Source organism: Afipia sp. OHSU_II-C1, from assembly GCF_000497575.1.
GTDB lineage: Bacteria > Pseudomonadota > Alphaproteobacteria > Rhizobiales > Xanthobacteraceae > Afipia.
Window position 1 is genome coordinate 16,765 of record NZ_APJI01000022.1, and the last position, 15,638, is coordinate 32,402.

General features: G+C 62.0%; 12 protein-coding genes, 1 tRNA gene and 2 pseudogenes. 6 read left to right on the forward strand and 9 right to left on the reverse strand.

Translation table 11 applies throughout. The annotated features are described in order from the left end of the window. Positions 1-132: 132 nt before the first annotated feature. Positions 133-1,815: a methyl-accepting chemotaxis protein gene (locus tag I554_RS0121915; protein WP_024576125.1), complete on the reverse strand. Its 1,683-nt coding sequence runs from the start codon at positions 1,813-1,815 to the stop codon at positions 133-135. A 336-nt stretch (positions 1,816-2,151) separates the two neighbouring features. Between I554_RS0121915 and I554_RS0121925 the strand changes: the two genes are divergently transcribed. Then, a complete protein-coding gene (locus tag I554_RS0121925) occupies positions 2,152-2,985 on the forward strand; it encodes a DUF1194 domain-containing protein (protein WP_024576126.1) in 834 nt (277 codons plus the stop codon). Positions 2,986-3,135: 150 nt separating this feature from the next. Here I554_RS0121925 and I554_RS0121930 read toward each other — a convergent pair whose 3' ends face one another. The 6 genes from I554_RS0121930 to I554_RS0121955 form a co-directional block, all read right to left on the reverse strand. Then, positions 3,136-4,374: a methyltransferase gene (locus tag I554_RS0121930; RefSeq protein ID WP_024576127.1), complete on the reverse strand. Its 1,239-nt coding sequence runs from the start codon at positions 4,372-4,374 to the stop codon at positions 3,136-3,138. 162 nt (positions 4,375-4,536) lie between these two features. After that, positions 4,537-5,268, reverse strand: coding sequence for a TlyA family RNA methyltransferase (locus tag I554_RS0121935; protein ID WP_024576128.1), 732 nt, complete (start codon positions 5,266-5,268; stop codon positions 4,537-4,539). A 216-nt stretch (positions 5,269-5,484) separates the two neighbouring features. After that, positions 5,485-7,419: a 1-deoxy-D-xylulose-5-phosphate synthase gene (dxs, locus tag I554_RS0121940; protein ID WP_024576129.1), complete on the reverse strand. Its 1,935-nt coding sequence runs from the start codon at positions 7,417-7,419 to the stop codon at positions 5,485-5,487. 256 nt (positions 7,420-7,675) lie between these two features. Then, positions 7,676-7,927 carry an exodeoxyribonuclease VII small subunit gene (locus I554_RS0121945; RefSeq protein WP_024576130.1) on the reverse strand — a complete coding sequence of 84 codons (252 nt, stop codon included), beginning with the start codon at positions 7,925-7,927 and terminating at the stop codon, positions 7,676-7,678. Positions 7,928-8,107: 180 nt separating this feature from the next. Beyond that, positions 8,108-9,037, reverse strand: a complete 930-nt coding sequence (locus tag I554_RS0121950) for a histone deacetylase family protein (protein WP_024576131.1) — start codon at positions 9,035-9,037, stop codon at positions 8,108-8,110. A gap of 127 nt (positions 9,038-9,164) precedes the next feature. Then, positions 9,165-9,929: a crotonase/enoyl-CoA hydratase family protein gene (locus tag I554_RS0121955; protein ID WP_024576132.1), complete on the reverse strand. Its 765-nt coding sequence runs from the start codon at positions 9,927-9,929 to the stop codon at positions 9,165-9,167. Positions 9,930-10,078: 149 nt separating this feature from the next. Between I554_RS0121955 and I554_RS0121960 the strand changes: the two genes are divergently transcribed. Further along, entirely contained in the window at positions 10,079-11,023 is a 945-nt protein-coding gene (locus tag I554_RS0121960) for a ring-cleaving dioxygenase (protein WP_024576133.1), read from the forward strand. Between the two features lie 15 nt (positions 11,024-11,038). Here I554_RS0121960 and I554_RS0121965 read toward each other — a convergent pair whose 3' ends face one another. Then, positions 11,039-11,335 (reverse strand): YciI family protein, encoded by a 297-nt coding sequence (locus I554_RS0121965; protein ID WP_024576134.1) that lies wholly within the window; start codon positions 11,333-11,335, stop codon positions 11,039-11,041. A 136-nt stretch (positions 11,336-11,471) separates the two neighbouring features. Continuing rightward, on the reverse strand, positions 11,472-13,256 hold the full coding sequence (locus I554_RS0121970) for an acyl-CoA dehydrogenase (RefSeq protein WP_024576135.1): 1,785 nt from the start codon (positions 13,254-13,256) through the stop codon (positions 11,472-11,474). Between the two features lie 496 nt (positions 13,257-13,752). Here I554_RS0121970 and I554_RS0121975 point away from each other — a divergent pair. From I554_RS0121975 to I554_RS27010, 4 genes and pseudogenes are all read left to right on the forward strand, one after another. After that, a tRNA-Gln gene (locus I554_RS0121975) sits at positions 13,753-13,827 on the forward strand. 880 nt (positions 13,828-14,707) lie between these two features. Beyond that, positions 14,708-14,935 (forward strand): annotated as a pseudogene (locus I554_RS27680) (DNA-directed RNA polymerase subunit alpha C-terminal domain-containing protein); the annotation flags it as partial. 12 nt (positions 14,936-14,947) lie between these two features. Continuing rightward, a pseudogene (locus I554_RS26575) lies at positions 14,948-15,151 on the forward strand (DNA-directed RNA polymerase subunit alpha C-terminal domain-containing protein); the annotation flags it as partial. 183 nt (positions 15,152-15,334) lie between these two features. Then, positions 15,335-15,625: a hypothetical protein gene (locus I554_RS27010; protein WP_152527739.1), complete on the forward strand. Its 291-nt coding sequence runs from the start codon at positions 15,335-15,337 to the stop codon at positions 15,623-15,625. Positions 15,626-15,638 lie beyond the last annotated feature (13 nt).

Here is a 15,638-nt window from a genome sequence, read left to right on the forward strand (position 1 = left end):
GCATTTCATGTACGGCGTTTATGCCGATACCTGCTGCATTGGATGCATGTGTCGCTTCGCGCAGTTGCAGACAAGAAAAACCGGCGGAGCTTTGGCGCCGCCGGTTTTAAAATGTTCGCTGGGCGAATCTCGTCAGGCGGCGCGGATCGTCGCAAGGAAGTTATGCACCTCGGTCTGAAGGTGCGTGCTTTCCTTTGAAAGCGACTGCGCCGCCGTGAAGACCTGGGCTGATGCGGCGCCGGTCTCGCTGTTGCCACGGTCGACATCGGTGATATTGGCCGCGACGCGCGCGCTCAGTTCGGCCGCCTGCTGAACGTTTCGGGCGATTTCCTGAGTGGCGGCGCCCTGTTCTTCAACCGCGGCGGCGATTGTCGATGAGATTTCGGAGATCAGGTTGATGGTGCTGCTGATCTCCTTGATGGTCGTGACGGAGGCGCCGGTGGCCGCCTGCATGCCGGAAATCTGGGTGGTGATCTCGTCGGTGGCCTTGGCGGTCTGAGAGGCGAGCGCCTTGACCTCGGAGGCGACCACGGCGAAGCCGCGGCCGGCTTCGCCGGCGCGGGCGGCCTCGATGGTGGCATTGAGCGCGAGCAGGTTGGTCTGTTCGGCGATGGCAGTGATCAGCTTGACCACGTCGCCGATACGGGCGGCGGCCTGCGACAGTTCGCTGATGCAGGAATCAGTCTTCTCGGCCTGCTGGACAGCGAGCTGGGCGACCCGGCTCGATTCCAGCACCTGACGCCCGATTTCATTGACCGAGGAGGTGATCTCCTCGGTGGCGCTGGCGGTCGACTGGATGCTTTCCGAGACCTCGCGTGAGGTGTTCGCGGCGGAGTTCGACAGCTGCCGGGTGACGTCGGCGGCGTTGGTCAGGGTGCTGGCGGTGGCTTCCATTTCGGTGGAGGCCGATGACAGCGAGCTGATCAGTTCGCCGATCATGCCTTCGAAGCTGCTGGTGGCCCGGTCCAGCGTTTCGGCGCGGCGCATCTTGGCGCTGGCTTCGGCTGCGGCAACTTCGTCGGCGGTCTTCCTGGCGATCATGGCGTCCTTGAACACCTGCACGGCGTCGGCGATCTGGCCGACCTCGGTGTTTTCGCCCTGATGGGGGACGTTGGCGGCGAGATCGCCGGTGGCCAGCGCCCGCATCGGAGTCAGGACCGAACCGATGCCGCGGGCGACATCGCGCACGATCAGGACCGCGGCGCAGAGCCCGGCCAGAACCATGGCAGCCAGCGCGGCCAGAACGATGTGGAATGCGAGTTCATAGGTGTTTTCGGCATGCTGTCCGGCGGCGGCGGCGCCCTTGTCGTTCAACTCGACAAGCTTGGCCAGCACCGCATCCATGCTTCGTCCCGCCGGCGTCGCACGCTGAGCGTTGACGGCGCGCGCCTGCGCGACCTCGCGCTTGCGGGCATGGACGATCACTTCGTCGGCGGCCTCGCGGAAGATTTTCCAGGTTGCCGCCAACTCTTTATAGAGCGCGGCTTCTTCAGGGGAGGAGATCAGCGGCTCATAGGCCTTGTTCGCGGTGTCGTAATCCCTGGCCCGGGCATCGAGATTGCGCTGGATGTCGGCCATGAACTTGTCGTCCGGCTCCGTCAGATAGTCGCGCAGCACCGCGCGGTAGCGCGCCGACTGGGTGCGCAATTCACCGATCAGGCGGACGCTGGGGAGCCAGCTTGTCTTGATGTCCTGCGCCGCGGCGTTGATAGCGCGCATTTCCACCACGGCGAAGGCGCCCATGGCGGAGAGGGCAATCAGCAGGAGGGCGACGAGAGCAACGAGTTTGGTGCGAATGGAGAGCCTGGACAGCATGAAACAGTCCTTTGAGGTCTTTCTGACCCCTTTCAAGAAACGCGGGGCGAAACCAAACGCGGTGGCTTGGCCGCCGAAATGATTTCGACGCCTGAATGGGCGTGGGTGGTGTTGGCAATTTCCAGTCGGAGACCGTCATCAATGAAGGGTCAGCCGCGATCCAAATCGTAAAGAAATTCCGTGAAATGTTGGTAAATGCCTGCCGTGCAGGCAACCAGCCCGAAAAAGGGCCCGAATCTGGTTGCTGTGTACAGGAAAGGGTGCGGCTCAGGTTCCTGCTTCCCGGGCTCGGCGGGCCGTGTCACCATCCTGACGTGAACGACGGGAGGTCCGCCAATGCGCTGGTGTGTCTCGATCGGAGCGGTGCTTGTCGCGGGCGTGGTCGCCGGCGGCGATATTCCCGGGCTGGCTGCACCGGCCACCGCGCCTGCGCCGGCCGCCGCTGAGGCCAAGGTCGACGTCGAACTGGTCCTCGCGGTCGATGTCTCCTATTCCATGGACATGGACGAACTGGCGCTGCAGCGCGAAGGCTATGCGCTCGCCGTCACCTCAAAGGAGTTCCTGCAGGCGCTCAAGACCGGCCCGACCGGCAAGGTGGCAGTGACCTATTTCGAATGGGCCGCCTCAACCGACCAGAAGATCATCGTGCCGTGGCGGGTGATCGATGGCCCTGAATCGGCGGGCGCGCTGGCCGAGGAAATCCTGAAAGCGCCGCTGCGCCGCGCCTCGCGCACCTCGATCTCGGGCGCGATCAATTTCGCGATGCCGCTGTTCGAGGCCAACGAGTATCAGGGCCTGCGCCGCGTGATCGACATCTCCGGCGACGGGCCGAACAATAACGGCGAACTCGTCACGATTGCGCGCGATGCAGCGCTGGCCAAAGGCATTACCATCAACGGCCTTCCGATCATGTCGAAGGAGACCAACTACGCGACCATGGATATCGAGAATCTCGATTGGTACTACGAGGACTGCGTGATCGGCGGCGCCGGATCGTTCGTGGTGCCGATCAAGACCAAGGAAAAATTCAAGGAAGCGATCCGCACCAAGCTGATCCTCGAAGTCGCGCATCGTGTGCCGGAGCTGCGGGTCGTGCCGGCGGCCACGCGTGAGCCGCGGGTGTCATGCACCATCGGGGAGAAGATCTGGCAGGAGCGGTGGGGTCGGTGAGTCCTTTCTGTGTTTCGCACAGGCAATCAGCCCCTCACCCCAACCCTCTCCCCGCGCGCGGGGAGAGGGAGCTAACAAATTTTTCTACCTCTCCCCGTTTTTACGGGGAGAGGTCGCGAGCAAAGCGAGCGGGTGAGGGGCTTCTGCTCTTTACCTTCTAAACCGCGCGACAAGCTCCACATGCGGGGTGTGGCGGAACTGATCGACGGGCGTCACGCGGTCGATCTTGAATCCAGCGTCGATCAGAATGCGGGCGTCGCGCGCGAAAGTCGCCGGATTGCATGACACCGCGACCGCCAGCGCGATCTTGCTTGCGGCGAGTTGCTGAGATTGTGCCTGCGCGCCCTGGCGCGGCGGATCGAACACCACGCAATCGTAGTCGCGCAGTTCCTGCGGCATCAGTGGACGCCGGAACAGGTCGCGGGTCTCGGCTTTGATGGGCTTCAGACCCTGCGTGAGCTTCACTGCATTCTGCAGCGCCGTCACCGCAGCCGCGTCGCTGTCGAAGGCCGACACCTTGAATTTTTCCGCGAGGCGAAACGCGAACGGACCAAACCCGCAAAACAGATCGGCGATATGCTTGGCACCTTTGGCCCGCGCGAACGCCAGTTCCGCCAGCGTCTCTTCACCCAATGCCGTCGGCTGCATGAACGAACCCGGCGGCAGTGTCACCTGCGCCTTGCCGACCCGCACCACCGGCGGCTTGCGCATGATGACCAGTTCGCCATGGCGCGTCAGCCGCGCGAGATCGTGTTTCTCGGCGAGCTTCGACAGGGACGTCAGCAGTGCTGTGCCGAGCGGACCCGAGCCGCGCACATCGACGTCGAGTCCGTTATCGGCTGCGGTGATCTGGATATCGAGCGGCTTGCTTACCGGCCTCAGCAGTTCGGCGATCTCGTTGGCTGCTTCGATGGCGCCGTGCATGGCGGGATCGAGGATCGGACAGTGATCGATGGCGATGATCTCGTGGCGCCCGGCGGCGGCGAAGCCGGCGCGCAGGATGCCCTGCTGGCTTTGCCGCGCATGCAGCGTCATGCGGCGGCGGCCGGTGCCATGGGCATCGATCAGTTCATCAACCTCACAATCGATACCCGCGTGAGCGAGCGTGTCGATCACGAGCTGCCGCTTCCAGTTCCGGTAAGCATCGTCCTGCCAGTGCTGGATGGCGCAGCCGCCGCAGGTGCCGAAATGCGGGCAGAATGGATCGATGCGCTGCGGGCTTGGCGTGACGACATGGGCAAGCGCGCGGCGGTCCGGGTGGCCGGACGAGGGCAACACGTCGACGGTCTCGCCGCCCAGTGCATACGGCACGTAGAGCGTCTCGCCGCCGGACACAGCAACGCCATCGCCGAAATGGCCGACATGATCGATGATGAGGCGCTCGGTCATCGTACTAGTGATCCGGTTCTGACATTCGTATTATATCTTTCGCGGGCATTTTACGAATGTCAGAACCAAAGGATCACTAGAATCATGATTTGCTAGTGTCCTTTCGTATCCGACGTTCGCTCAGAAGACGCTGCGAGTGAAGCGAACGTCGGATACGGGACACTAGCCGCGCCGCGCGCCGATGAAGAATTCGGTGTTGCCGTCGCCGCCGGCGATGGACGAAGGGAACACCTTGATATCGGTGCAGCCCAGGGACTCCGCGAAGGCGGCGATGTCGTCACACACCGCCTTGTGCACGGCCTCGTCGCGAATGATTCCCTTCTTGGAATGTTTCCGCTCGGCTTCGAACTGCGGCTTGATCAGCGCCAGGAGGTGCGTCGGGGCGGCGGCAATCGGCAGCACCGCGGGCAGCACCAGCTTCAACGAAATGAAGCTGACATCGATCACCACGATATCGGGACGGATTTCGAGCCGCTTGCCCGCCAGCGAACGGATGTCGGTTTCTTCCATCGAGACGATTTTCGGATTGCCGTGCAGGCTCGGATGTAACTGTCCGCGTCCGACATCGATGGCGTAGACGAGGCTGGCGCCGTTCGCCAGCAGCACTTCCGTAAAGCCGCCGGTTGACGCGCCGACATCGACACAGACATGATCCTCGATGTCGATGGGATATTGCTCCAGCGCGCCGCTGAGTTTGACGCCGCCGCGCGATACCCAGGGATGCGCGGGCTCGGCCGAGATGTCGGCATCCGCCGGAATCGTCTCCGACGGTTTCAGCACAGGCTTGCCGTTTGCGGTAACGCCACCGGCTTCAATGGCGGCTTGGGCGCGGGCGCGGCTTTCGAACAGGCCGCGCTCAACCAGCAGAAGGTCTGCGCGCTTGCGTGAGGTCATGTGCCACACCCTTTCACCTCTCCCCGTGGGGGAGAGGTCGGCGCGCGAAGCGCGGCGGGTGAGGGGGCTCGATAACCTTGTTCAGACATCCAGAGCCCCTCACCCCAACCCTCTCCCCCATAGCCCGTCGAAGACGGGCGTAAACGCCCTTTCGGGGGGAGGGAGCGCATCGCATGCGGCGTGATAGCACGTATCTGCAATGAAGCCCGGCGGCGATCAGGCCAGCTTCGCCGTTTCGGACTTCATGTCCTTGCCGAGCGCCTCGAACACTTTCGCGACGATGCCCTTGGCATCGAGGCCAGCCTGTTCGTACATCTTTGCCGGTGAATCGTGATCGATGAAGGTGTCAGGCAGCACCAGCGTTCGCACGCGAAGGCCGCGATCGAGAGCGCCGTGATCGGCCAAGGCCTGCAGCACATGGGTGCCGAAGCCGCCGATGGAGCCTTCCTCGATGGTGATCAGCGCCTCGTGCTCGCGCGCGAGCTTCAGGATCATGTCGAGATCAAGCGGCTTCATGAAGCGCGCGTCGGCGACGGTGGTGGACAGGCCCAGCGTATCGAGTTCGTCGGCGGCCTTGAGACATTCGCCGAGCCGTGCGCCGAACGACAGCAGCGCGACCTTCGATCCATTTTTATCGGCCTGGCGCATGATGCGGCCTTTGCCGATCGGGAGCGGCACGCCGGCTTCCGGCATCTCGACCCCGCGGCCTTCGCCGCGCGGATAACGCAGCGCGCTCGGCGCATCGTCGATCGCGACCTGCGTTGCCACCATGTGAACGAGATCGGCTTCATCCGCAGCCGCCATGATGACGAAGCCGGGGAGGCAGCCGAGATAGACGTTGTCGAACGAACCGGCGTGGGTCGGGCCGTCCTGGCCGACAAGACCGGCGCGGTCGATGGCGAAGCGTACCGGAAGACGTTGGATCGCCACGTCGTGCACGACCTGATCGTAGCCGCGCTGCAGGAAGGTCGAGTAGATCGCGCAGAACGGCTTGAAACCTTCTGTCGCGAGGCCTGCGGCGAAGGTCACGGCATGCTGTTCGGCAATGCCGACATCGAAGGTGCGGTCGGGGAACGCCTTGCCGAAGATATCGACGCCGGTGCCGCCCGGCATCGCCGCGGTGATGGCGACGATCTTGTCGTCCTTGCGCGCTTCCTTGACCAAGCTTTGGCCGAACACCGACGTATAGGACGGCGCGTTGGATTTTGCCTTGGCCTGCGCTCCGGTTGCGACGTCGAACTTGGCGACGGCGTGATACTTGTCGTCGGACGCTTCGGCGGGCGCGTAGCCCTTGCCCTTCTGCGTGACAACATGAACCAGGATAGGTCCGGTCGGCGCATCGCGCACGTTGGTCAGCACAGGCAGCAGGTGGTCGAGGTTGTGGCCGTCGATCGGCCCGACATAGAAGAATCCGAGTTCTTCAAACAGCGTGCCGCCCGTGACCATGCCGCGCGCGTATTCCTCGGCGCGCAGCGCGCGGTCCTCGAAGAACTTCGGCAGCTTGTGTGCGAGATTCTTCAGTGCTTCGCGCGCCGACGCATAGGTCTTTCCGGACAGCAGACGCGCGAGATAGGCCGACATGGCGCCCACCGGTGGCGCGATCGACATATCGTTGTCGTTGAGGATGACGATCAGGCGCGAGTGCATCGCGCCGGCATTGTTCATCGCCTCATAGGCCATGCCGGCGGACATCGAACCGTCGCCGATCACCGCGATGACATTGTTCTTGCCGCCGGTGAGGTCGCGCGCCACCGCCATGCCGAGGCCTGCGGAAATCGAGGTCGAGGAGTGCGCCGCGCCGAACGGATCGTATTCGCTTTCGGCGCGCTTGGTGAATCCCGACAGGCCGTTGCCCATGCGCAGCGTGCGGATGCGGTCGCGGCGGCCGGTGAGAATCTTGTGCGGGTAGGCCTGATGGCCGACGTCCCAAATGATGCGGTCATCCGGTGTATTGAAGACGTAGTGAAGCGCAGTGGTCAGTTCGACCACGCCGAGGCCTGCGCCGAAATGGCCACCCGTCACCGATACGGTGTCGATGGTCTCCAGCCGCAGCTCATCGGCGAACTGGCGCAGTTGCTCGGGCTTGAGCTTGCGCAGCAGGTCCGGAGTCGGTGCGGCGTCGAGGAGGGGAGTCTTGCTCGAATGTGACACTTGAATATCCGCAATAATTTGGGGGCGCCCGGCCCGGCATGGAAAGCTGCTCAGAAAGGTCCGAAACGGTCCCGTGGCTTATACCAATTCCAAAACGATGCCAATCCGTTAGGCAGGCGTGAAAGGCCTCACTTTCGGGGCATTTGGCGCCGGGAATAGCTGTTAAGGCTCGAAACTCGAGCCTCCGCTGGTTCCCGCCTTCGCCGGGGAGAGACAGAATAAGCTTGTGCGAAACGGCGACGTTTGTTGCGCGGATTTACTGAACGTCGAGCGGTTCGGTGCCGGCAGCCTGTCCCGACGCATCGGTGGTGATCTTGTCGACGCGCGCCTCCGCCTGGCGCAGCAGCTCTTCGCAGCGGCGCTTCAGGCTCTCGCCGCGCTCATAGATCGCGACCGATTCCTCGAGCGGGACCTTGCCGTCCTCGAGACGCTTGACGATGGACTCCAGTTCCTCGATCGCGCGTTCGAAGCTGAGCTTCTTGACGTCCGCATGGGGAGTGTCGGCCATGGTCGTTTTCCGAGTTGCGATTCGTGGATCGATGACAGCGCCGCGGAATCTAGGAACGATTTGCGGGCGCAATATGGCGGCAATGTAGCGCGATTTGCAGCGGTGAGGGAAGTGCTTCGCTTGGCGTCATCCTGAGGTGCGGAGCGCGCAAGAACGCGCACCTGAGGATGACGGGTCGCGCTAGTTGTTCATCAGCGCGGCGACGTGCACGGCCACCGAATCGCGCAAGCCCTGCAGATCGTAGCCGCCTTCGAGCACGGAGACGATCCGCCCTTCGGCCGACTTGTCGGCGATCTCCATCAGCTTGCGCGTGACCCAGGCGAAATCCTCTTCGCGCAGTTCGAGACTGCCGAGCGGATCGCGCCAGTGCGCATCGAAGCCCGCCGAAATCACGATCAGTTCGGGTGCGAACGCTTCCAGCCGCGGCAGGATCGCAATGTCAAAAGCTTCGCGGAATTCGCGGCTGCCATTGCCGGCGCGCAGCGGCGCGTTGACCACGGTGTCCTGATCGCCGCGCTCCTGTGTGCTGCCGGTGCCGGGAAACAAGGGCATCTGGTGAGTCGAGGCATACATCACACTCGGATCTGACCAGAAAATTTCCTGGCTGCCGTTGCCGTGATGCACGTCGAAATCGACCAGGCAGGCGCGCTCGATGCCGTACTTGCGCTGCGCGTAGCGCGCGGCGATGGCAGCGCTGTCGAAGAAGCAGAAGCCCATCGGCCGCGAGGTCTCGGCGTGATGTCCGGGCGGACGGGTTCCGACAAAGGCGTTGGTCCGTTTGTTCTTCATCACCGCATCGACGGCTGCGACCGCACCGCCGGTGGCGCGTAACGCCGCCTCCCATGTGCCCGGCGACATCGACGTGTCGCCGTCGAGATAGACGATGCCGTCCTTCGGCGCGATGTGGCGCAACTCGTCGATGTACTCGTTGCTGTGGCACAGCGCGATCACGTCGAGATCGGCTTCCGGCGCCTCGACACGCACCAGCGATGTGAAGGGCTCTGCCGACAGTCCCTGCTCGATCGCGCGCAGACGATCCGGCCGTTCGGGATGGCCGGGAGCGGTCTGATGATTCAGGCCGGCGGCGGTGTGGTAATAAAGTGTCGGCATGGACTGTTGTCTTTCTTCTGGTGCCGAAGCAATTCCTCGCAAGTGACCCATAATAACGCGTGATGCCCGGGTTTGTCCCGGGCATCTGCGCTTGACTTCGAGATTAGGTGAAGGCCGAAAACAGCGCTTAGGCCTTCTTCTTGCGGGAGAAAAATGCGCTGAAAGCGTTCCGTGCCTCGTCCGATTTCAGGCGCTCGCCGAAATGATGCGATTCCTCGTCCATCCTGCGCAGCACATCTTCCCGCGCCGGCTTCAGCAATTTGCGGGTAAGCGCCACGGCGTCCTTCGGCAGGGAGCCGATTTCGCGCGCGATTTTGCGCGCCTCGACTTCGGTGTGTCCGGGCGCAACGATGACATTGACGAAACCCGCTTCGCGGGCTTCCTCCGCCGTCACGGTCCGGCCCATTACCAGCATCGAGAATGCGCGCTGATGCCCCATCACGCGCGGCGCGAGCAGGCTGGAGGCCGCCTCGGGAACGAGCCCGAGGTGAATGAACGGCGTCGAGAACGTTGCGGTGGTTGAGGCGAGAACGTAGTCGCAGTGAAACAGCATGGTGGTGCCGACACCGACTGCGATGCCGTCGACCGCGCCGATCAGCGGCTTCTCGTTATAGGCGAGCGCCTTGAGAAACTGGGTCGCAGCCATCGGCCGCGAACTGTCGTCGTTCGCGGTGTTGGCCTTGGCGAAATCCTCGAGGTCATTGCTGGCGGTGAACACGCCCGAGCCGCCGGAAATCACGATGCTGCGAATGTCCGGATCGTTCTGCGCGGATTTGATCGCATCAGCCATCGCAATGTACATGCCTTGCGTCAGTGCGTTCTTCTTGTCCGGGCGGCGCATGGTGATGATGCGCGCGCTGTCTTCATCGGTGACAATTACGTGGTCGGTCATGGATGTTTTCCTGGGCGTTCCCTGAAATGGCGGATGGCGCTGCAGCATGGAGGCGGCTGGCGCTGTCGGTTGGTTCATCCTACATCATTGGCCAGAAACGGAATAATGGCCATTCGATTTCCGCCCCTCCGGTATAAAGGGACACTGCCATGCAACTCACCGGCATCCATCACCTGACAGCGATTTCCGCGAATGCCAAGGGAAACCTGGCGTTTTATACCGGTGTGCTGGGCATGCGGCTGGTCAAAAAGACCGTCAACCAGGACGATGTCAGCGCCTACCATCTGTTTTATGCGGACGGGAAGGCCAACCCGGGCACCGACCTGACCTTCTTCGACTGGCCGGCGGCGCGGGAACATCGCGGCACCCGCAGCGTGTCGCGCACCGGTCTGCGGGTCAATGGCGAGAAGGCGCTGGCCTTCTGGCAGGACCGGCTGATCAAGCTAGGCGCCCATGTCGGCAAGGTGACCGAGGTCGATGGCCGCCTGACGCTGCCGTTCGAGGACCCCGAAGGCCAGCGGCTGGTGCTGGTCGACGACGGCGGCCGCGGCGAAGCGCATCCGTGGGAGAAGAGTCCGGTGCCGGCCGAACACCAGATCCGTGGCCTCGGCCCGATCGTGCTGAACGTGCCGGATCTGACGCGGACCGAGCGCGTGCTTGTGGATGTGATGAACATGACGCGGGTGCGCGACTACGCCTCGCCCGACGGCGAGCATCGCATCAATGTTTACAGGATGGGAGAGGGCGGCCCGGCGGCGGAACTGCATGTGCTTGAACAGAAGGATTTGCCCGCCGCGCGTCAGGGCGCCGGCGGTGTGCATCACGTCGCATTCCGCACCCCAGATGAAGAGCAGTATCATGCCTGGACGGCGCGGCTTGCGGAGTTCGGCGTTCATTCCAGCGGCGAGATCGATCGCTTCTATTTCCGCAGTCTTTATTTTCGTGAGCCGAACGGCATCCTGTTCGAGATTGCGACCGACGGGCCGGGCTTCGCCACCGATGAGCCGATGGAAACACTCGGGGAGAAACTGGCGCTGCCGCCGTTTCTGGAATCGCGCCGCAGGGAAATCGAAGCGGGATTGAAGCCGCTCTAATGCGCTTGCGTTTGGTCAGGACACTTGCGGCGGCAGAAGCGAACGGTTTCCGCCCAGAATTGTCCACGGATGGATCTCGTATTTGATCCAGACGCCGCCCTTGGCATAAGGATCGTTCGCCGCAAGCGCCTCGGCCGCGTTGCGGTCTTCCGCCTCATAAACGATCAATGCTCCCGCGCCGTCCTCGAACGGTCCGGCGATCACGATCTTGCCATCCGCGCGAAGCCTGTGCGCGTACTCGCGATGCGCCGATCGCACGGATTCGACCTTCTCCGCATCCGGCACGTAGGTGATGTAATTGACGAACTTCATGCCCTGACCCTTGCTGAGTGCGCGATCGCTCCCACAAGGAAAGGCCGCGCGGCGAGACCTTAGTGCTCTGGCCGCGCGGTTCCATAGCAAAGCTGAATAGCCTTGCTCCGGCTTTGAATAGTGCCGGCTGCGGTGTTTACGCGACCAGCACGGCGTCCGCGCCGGTGGTCGCCGTGGCAGCGTCCATGATCGTGCGTTCGAGAGCGCCAGACTGCACCGTGACGTTCTCCGCGAAGAAGCGCGCCAATGCGACGTATCGTTGTACGTCGTTCTGATGCGTCTCGTCGGTGCGCGCGGCCAGCGCTTCGTTCGCGAGCGAACAGCCGCCTAGGGTGGTCGAGAACAGCCGCAGATACGGCGTCGCGCCGGCCAATGCTTCCGCAGGCGAGGTCGCAATCTTCTCGAGCAGCCACTTGCTGCTGCGCTCAACCGAGTCAACCGCATCGCGCAGCTTGGCGCCGGTGGTGCCGAAGGCCGGATCGTTCGAGGCTTCCACCTTCGATACGATGGCTTTCAGTTCACCCAGCAATTCCCAAACGGCTTCGCCGCCGGACATCTGCAGCTTGCGCATCAACAGGTCGTTGGCCTGCACGCCGTTGGTGCCTTCATAGATGGTGAGAATGCGCGCGTCGCGGACGTATTGCGCGGCGCCGGTTTCCTCCATGAAGCCCATGCCGCCGTGTACCTGCACGCCGATGGCCGCCACTTCGTTGCCGATGTCGGTGGAGAAGGCCTTTGCCATCGGCGTCAGCAATGCCCCGCGTGCCGCGGCCTTCGCCTTTGCCGCCGGATCTGTGGCGCGATGCGATACGTCGATGGCAACCGCGGTGGCGTAACAGATGGTGCGCGCCGCCGCCGTCATGCCGCGCATCAGCATCAGGTTACGCTTGACGTCCGGATACATGATGATCGGATCGGAGCCGGTGTTCTGGCTGCCGAGCGCCTTGCCCTGCTTGCGCTCCTGCGCATAGGCCAGCGCGCGCTGATAGGCGCGGTCCGCGATGCCGACGCCCTGCAGGCCAACGCCAAGGCGCGCCTGATTCATCATGGTGAACATTGCGGCCATGCCGCCGTTTTCCTTGCCGACGAGGTACGCGATCGCTCCGCCCTTGTCGCCCATGGTCATGGTGCAGGTCGGCGAAGCATGAATGCCGAGCTTGTGTTCGACGCCGCTGGCGTAGATGTCGTTGCGCGCGCCGAGCGAGCCGTCGGCATTGACCAGATATTTCGGCGCCAGGAACAGCGTGATGCCCTTCGATCCGGCAGGCGAGCCGGGCAGGCGCGCCAGAATGAAATGAACGATGTTGTCGCTCATGTCGTGGTCGCCGTAGGTGATGAAGATCTTCGAGCCGAACAGGCGATAGGTCCCGTCGGGCTGCTTTTCAGCGCGCGTGCGCAGTGCGCCGACGTCGGTGCCCGCCTGCGGCTCGGTGAGTTGCATGGTGCCGGGCCATTCGCCGGAGATAAGTTTGCCGAGATAAATGTCTTTCAGTTCCTTGCTGCCGTGCGCATCAAGCGCGTCGATCGCGCTGAGCGTCAGCAGCGGGCAAAGACCGAAAGCAAGATTCGATGCGCTCCAGATTTCGTTGACGGCGGAATGCACCGCCAGCGGCAGACCCTGTCCGCCGAATTCCTCCGAACCCGATACCGCATTCCATCCGCCTTCGCACCAGCGCTTGTAGGCATCGGGCCATCCCGTCGCCGTAACGACGCCCTTGTCGGTGAGCTTGATGCCCTCGCGATCACCGGTCTGATTGAGCGGCTCGAGCACGTCGGTGGCGAACTTGCCCGCCTCCTCGATCACCGCAGCGGAGAACTCCGGATCGTAGCCATTATAATGTCCCGCCTCCACGGCGGCCAAAAGGCCGGCACCGTGGTTGAGGGAAAGCAGGATGTCGTTGATCGGCGCGCGGTAAGTCATGGCATGCTCTCGCTGTTCGGCTGGCCTCGGTGCCTCTTCCCGGAGCGGGACAGGCACGCAAGTCTTGCTCTCATAAATCGTTGTTGGGCGGTGTCTTTCCTCGCTTGCGGTTTCTTGTGCGGGGCCGCCTTGCGCCCTTTGTCTTCCCACGAAAAAGGCCGGTCCTCAACTGCGGTGCAGGCGTATCTCAGGTATGCCACGGGGCCGGTTTCCGGCCAATGCAGAGTGCCAACCTTGAGCCAGCCCCGCTTCCAAATCTGCGGCGTGAAGCGAATGCAGGTCCGGACACCTGAATCGGCCCGATTTTTCCTTTTCTGGCAGCATTTTCCGGCCCAAAAGCGGGTTTCCACTTTGGCGGAAAATGCTCTAAGACCTCCGCAGCCACGGTGAATCGGTGCGGCTCAGGACTTCCGGCAGGAAACCGGCCAGCCACCTTCCGACAACGAGCGGCGCGAGGCGGCAAGACCTGATCTTGCCGCGAACCGTTCAACGCTATTGGGGCGTCGCCAAGTGGTAAGGCAGGGGATTTTGATTCCCCCATGCGGAGGTTCGAATCCTCCCGCCCCAGCCAGCCAGTCTGACAACGAGAGTTTTTCCCTGCGAGATTGCAGAAAGACCCGCCAATGGCGGGCTTTCTTGAATAGGTTCTCGGTCTCTACCTTAGCAGTTCGTGCCTTCCGCGGCCAAACGCCCGAAAGTCTCTGGCCAATACCCCAAATATTCCCGTTTCCAGAGACTGTCGGCGGGAGACGTGGTTCGGTTGCTGCTTAGTGGACGAGGCGGCAGTGCAATCCGTCGGGTTCTCCGCGGCCCGCGTTGGCGAAGCGAATTCTCCACTGGTAGGTCGGTAAACCAGTCAGCATGGACGGTTCGTGCCAAGTCGTGGAGGATGTTGCCAACCTTTTTTGGCCGGCAATTGCAAAAGATAGTCGGCGGAAATGAATCGGTATTTCACGATGTCGCTATCGGATGTTTTTCGCGATAGGTATCACACCCCTGGCTGGGTTTACATTTTAGGCTCCGCTTCCGAGCGCGTCCTCAAGCTCGGCATCACCGTCAATCTCCGTCAGCAAACCGGCCGAAACCGAACCCAAAAGTACGGAGGCATAGGTGATTGGAAGCTGCTCTATCGGGTGTGGGTCGAAGCGAGTGCAAGAATCGAGACTAATGCCCTCGGACGCTTGAAAAAGTACAAGGCCAACCGGGGGTATCTGAAGGATCGCCAGCGCCCCCAAAGGTCGCGCGAGATTGTGAACTGCGCTTTTAGCACCGCCGTAGAAGCTTTGGAGAGCTGCCTAAGCGAGAGCGAGCGGGCCAGTGCCTGGCGCTCTAATGATACTGACGCATATGAATTCGGTCGTGAACTGCAGATTGTTTCTATGGACTGGCTCAAGCGCGCAGATCCTCGTCCGCCCGTAGGGATGCCGGCCGGCTCGCTATTCTTTATGTGGATAGACGATCTCGAGCTATCGGTTCGATCGGCAAACTGCCTCAGCAACGATGGAATTTTCCACGTTGGTACGCTGGTTCAGAGGTCGGAAGCGGAGATGCTTCGTACACCGAATTTTGGTCGAAAGTCGCTCAACGAGATCAAGGAAGTGCTAGCGCACCTTGGGCTCAAACTCGGCATGGAGGTTCCTGACTGGCCGCCCGACGATCTGGACCGGTTGTCGCAGCGCATCTCGCCTTTCCTGAAGCGGGTAGACGACTTGGAGCTGTCGGTTCGATCGGCGAACTGCCTCAAGAATGACGACGTCTTCTACATTGGTGAATTGGTACAAAAGTCCGAGGAAGAGATGCTGCGTACACCTAATTTCGGTCGAAAATCGTTGAACGAGATAAAAGAAGTCTTAGCGCAACTGGGTCTGCATCTTGGAATGGAAATCCCAACGTGATTGCCAAAGGTAGGTAACGTCAAGGAACCCTAGGAATTGTTTTATCATCGAATAGAACTCCGACCGGCTCGGCGCTAGCCGCCGCTTGCGCCCATCGGCCGCTTTCCTCAGCCCTCGCAAAACGCGTGTGGAAATGCCAATTTACAACTTAATCCCTTGCTCCACATCGGTACGAGCGTACGCTTGGATTTTAAGCAAGTTCCGATTCTCGATAACCCCACCTTTAGTTTGGACAACTACTTGGACGATAGTGAGCCGGTATCCCGCGATCTATTCGGTGAGCCAGTAACTACTGCGAACGTGCGGCGCAGGAGTAAAATTGTTGTTGCCGGTACACTCGAGAAAAACTCTTCTCTCGAAGAGATTGCGACTGTTTCGCCTGCCGTCCGACTTCGCTTTCCGGCACGGTTTCTTGTCGAAGGCTCTGTCTATGGCAATCCCTTACGCCAGATCGCACTTGACCTGCACCCCTGATTGCCCTCGTTTA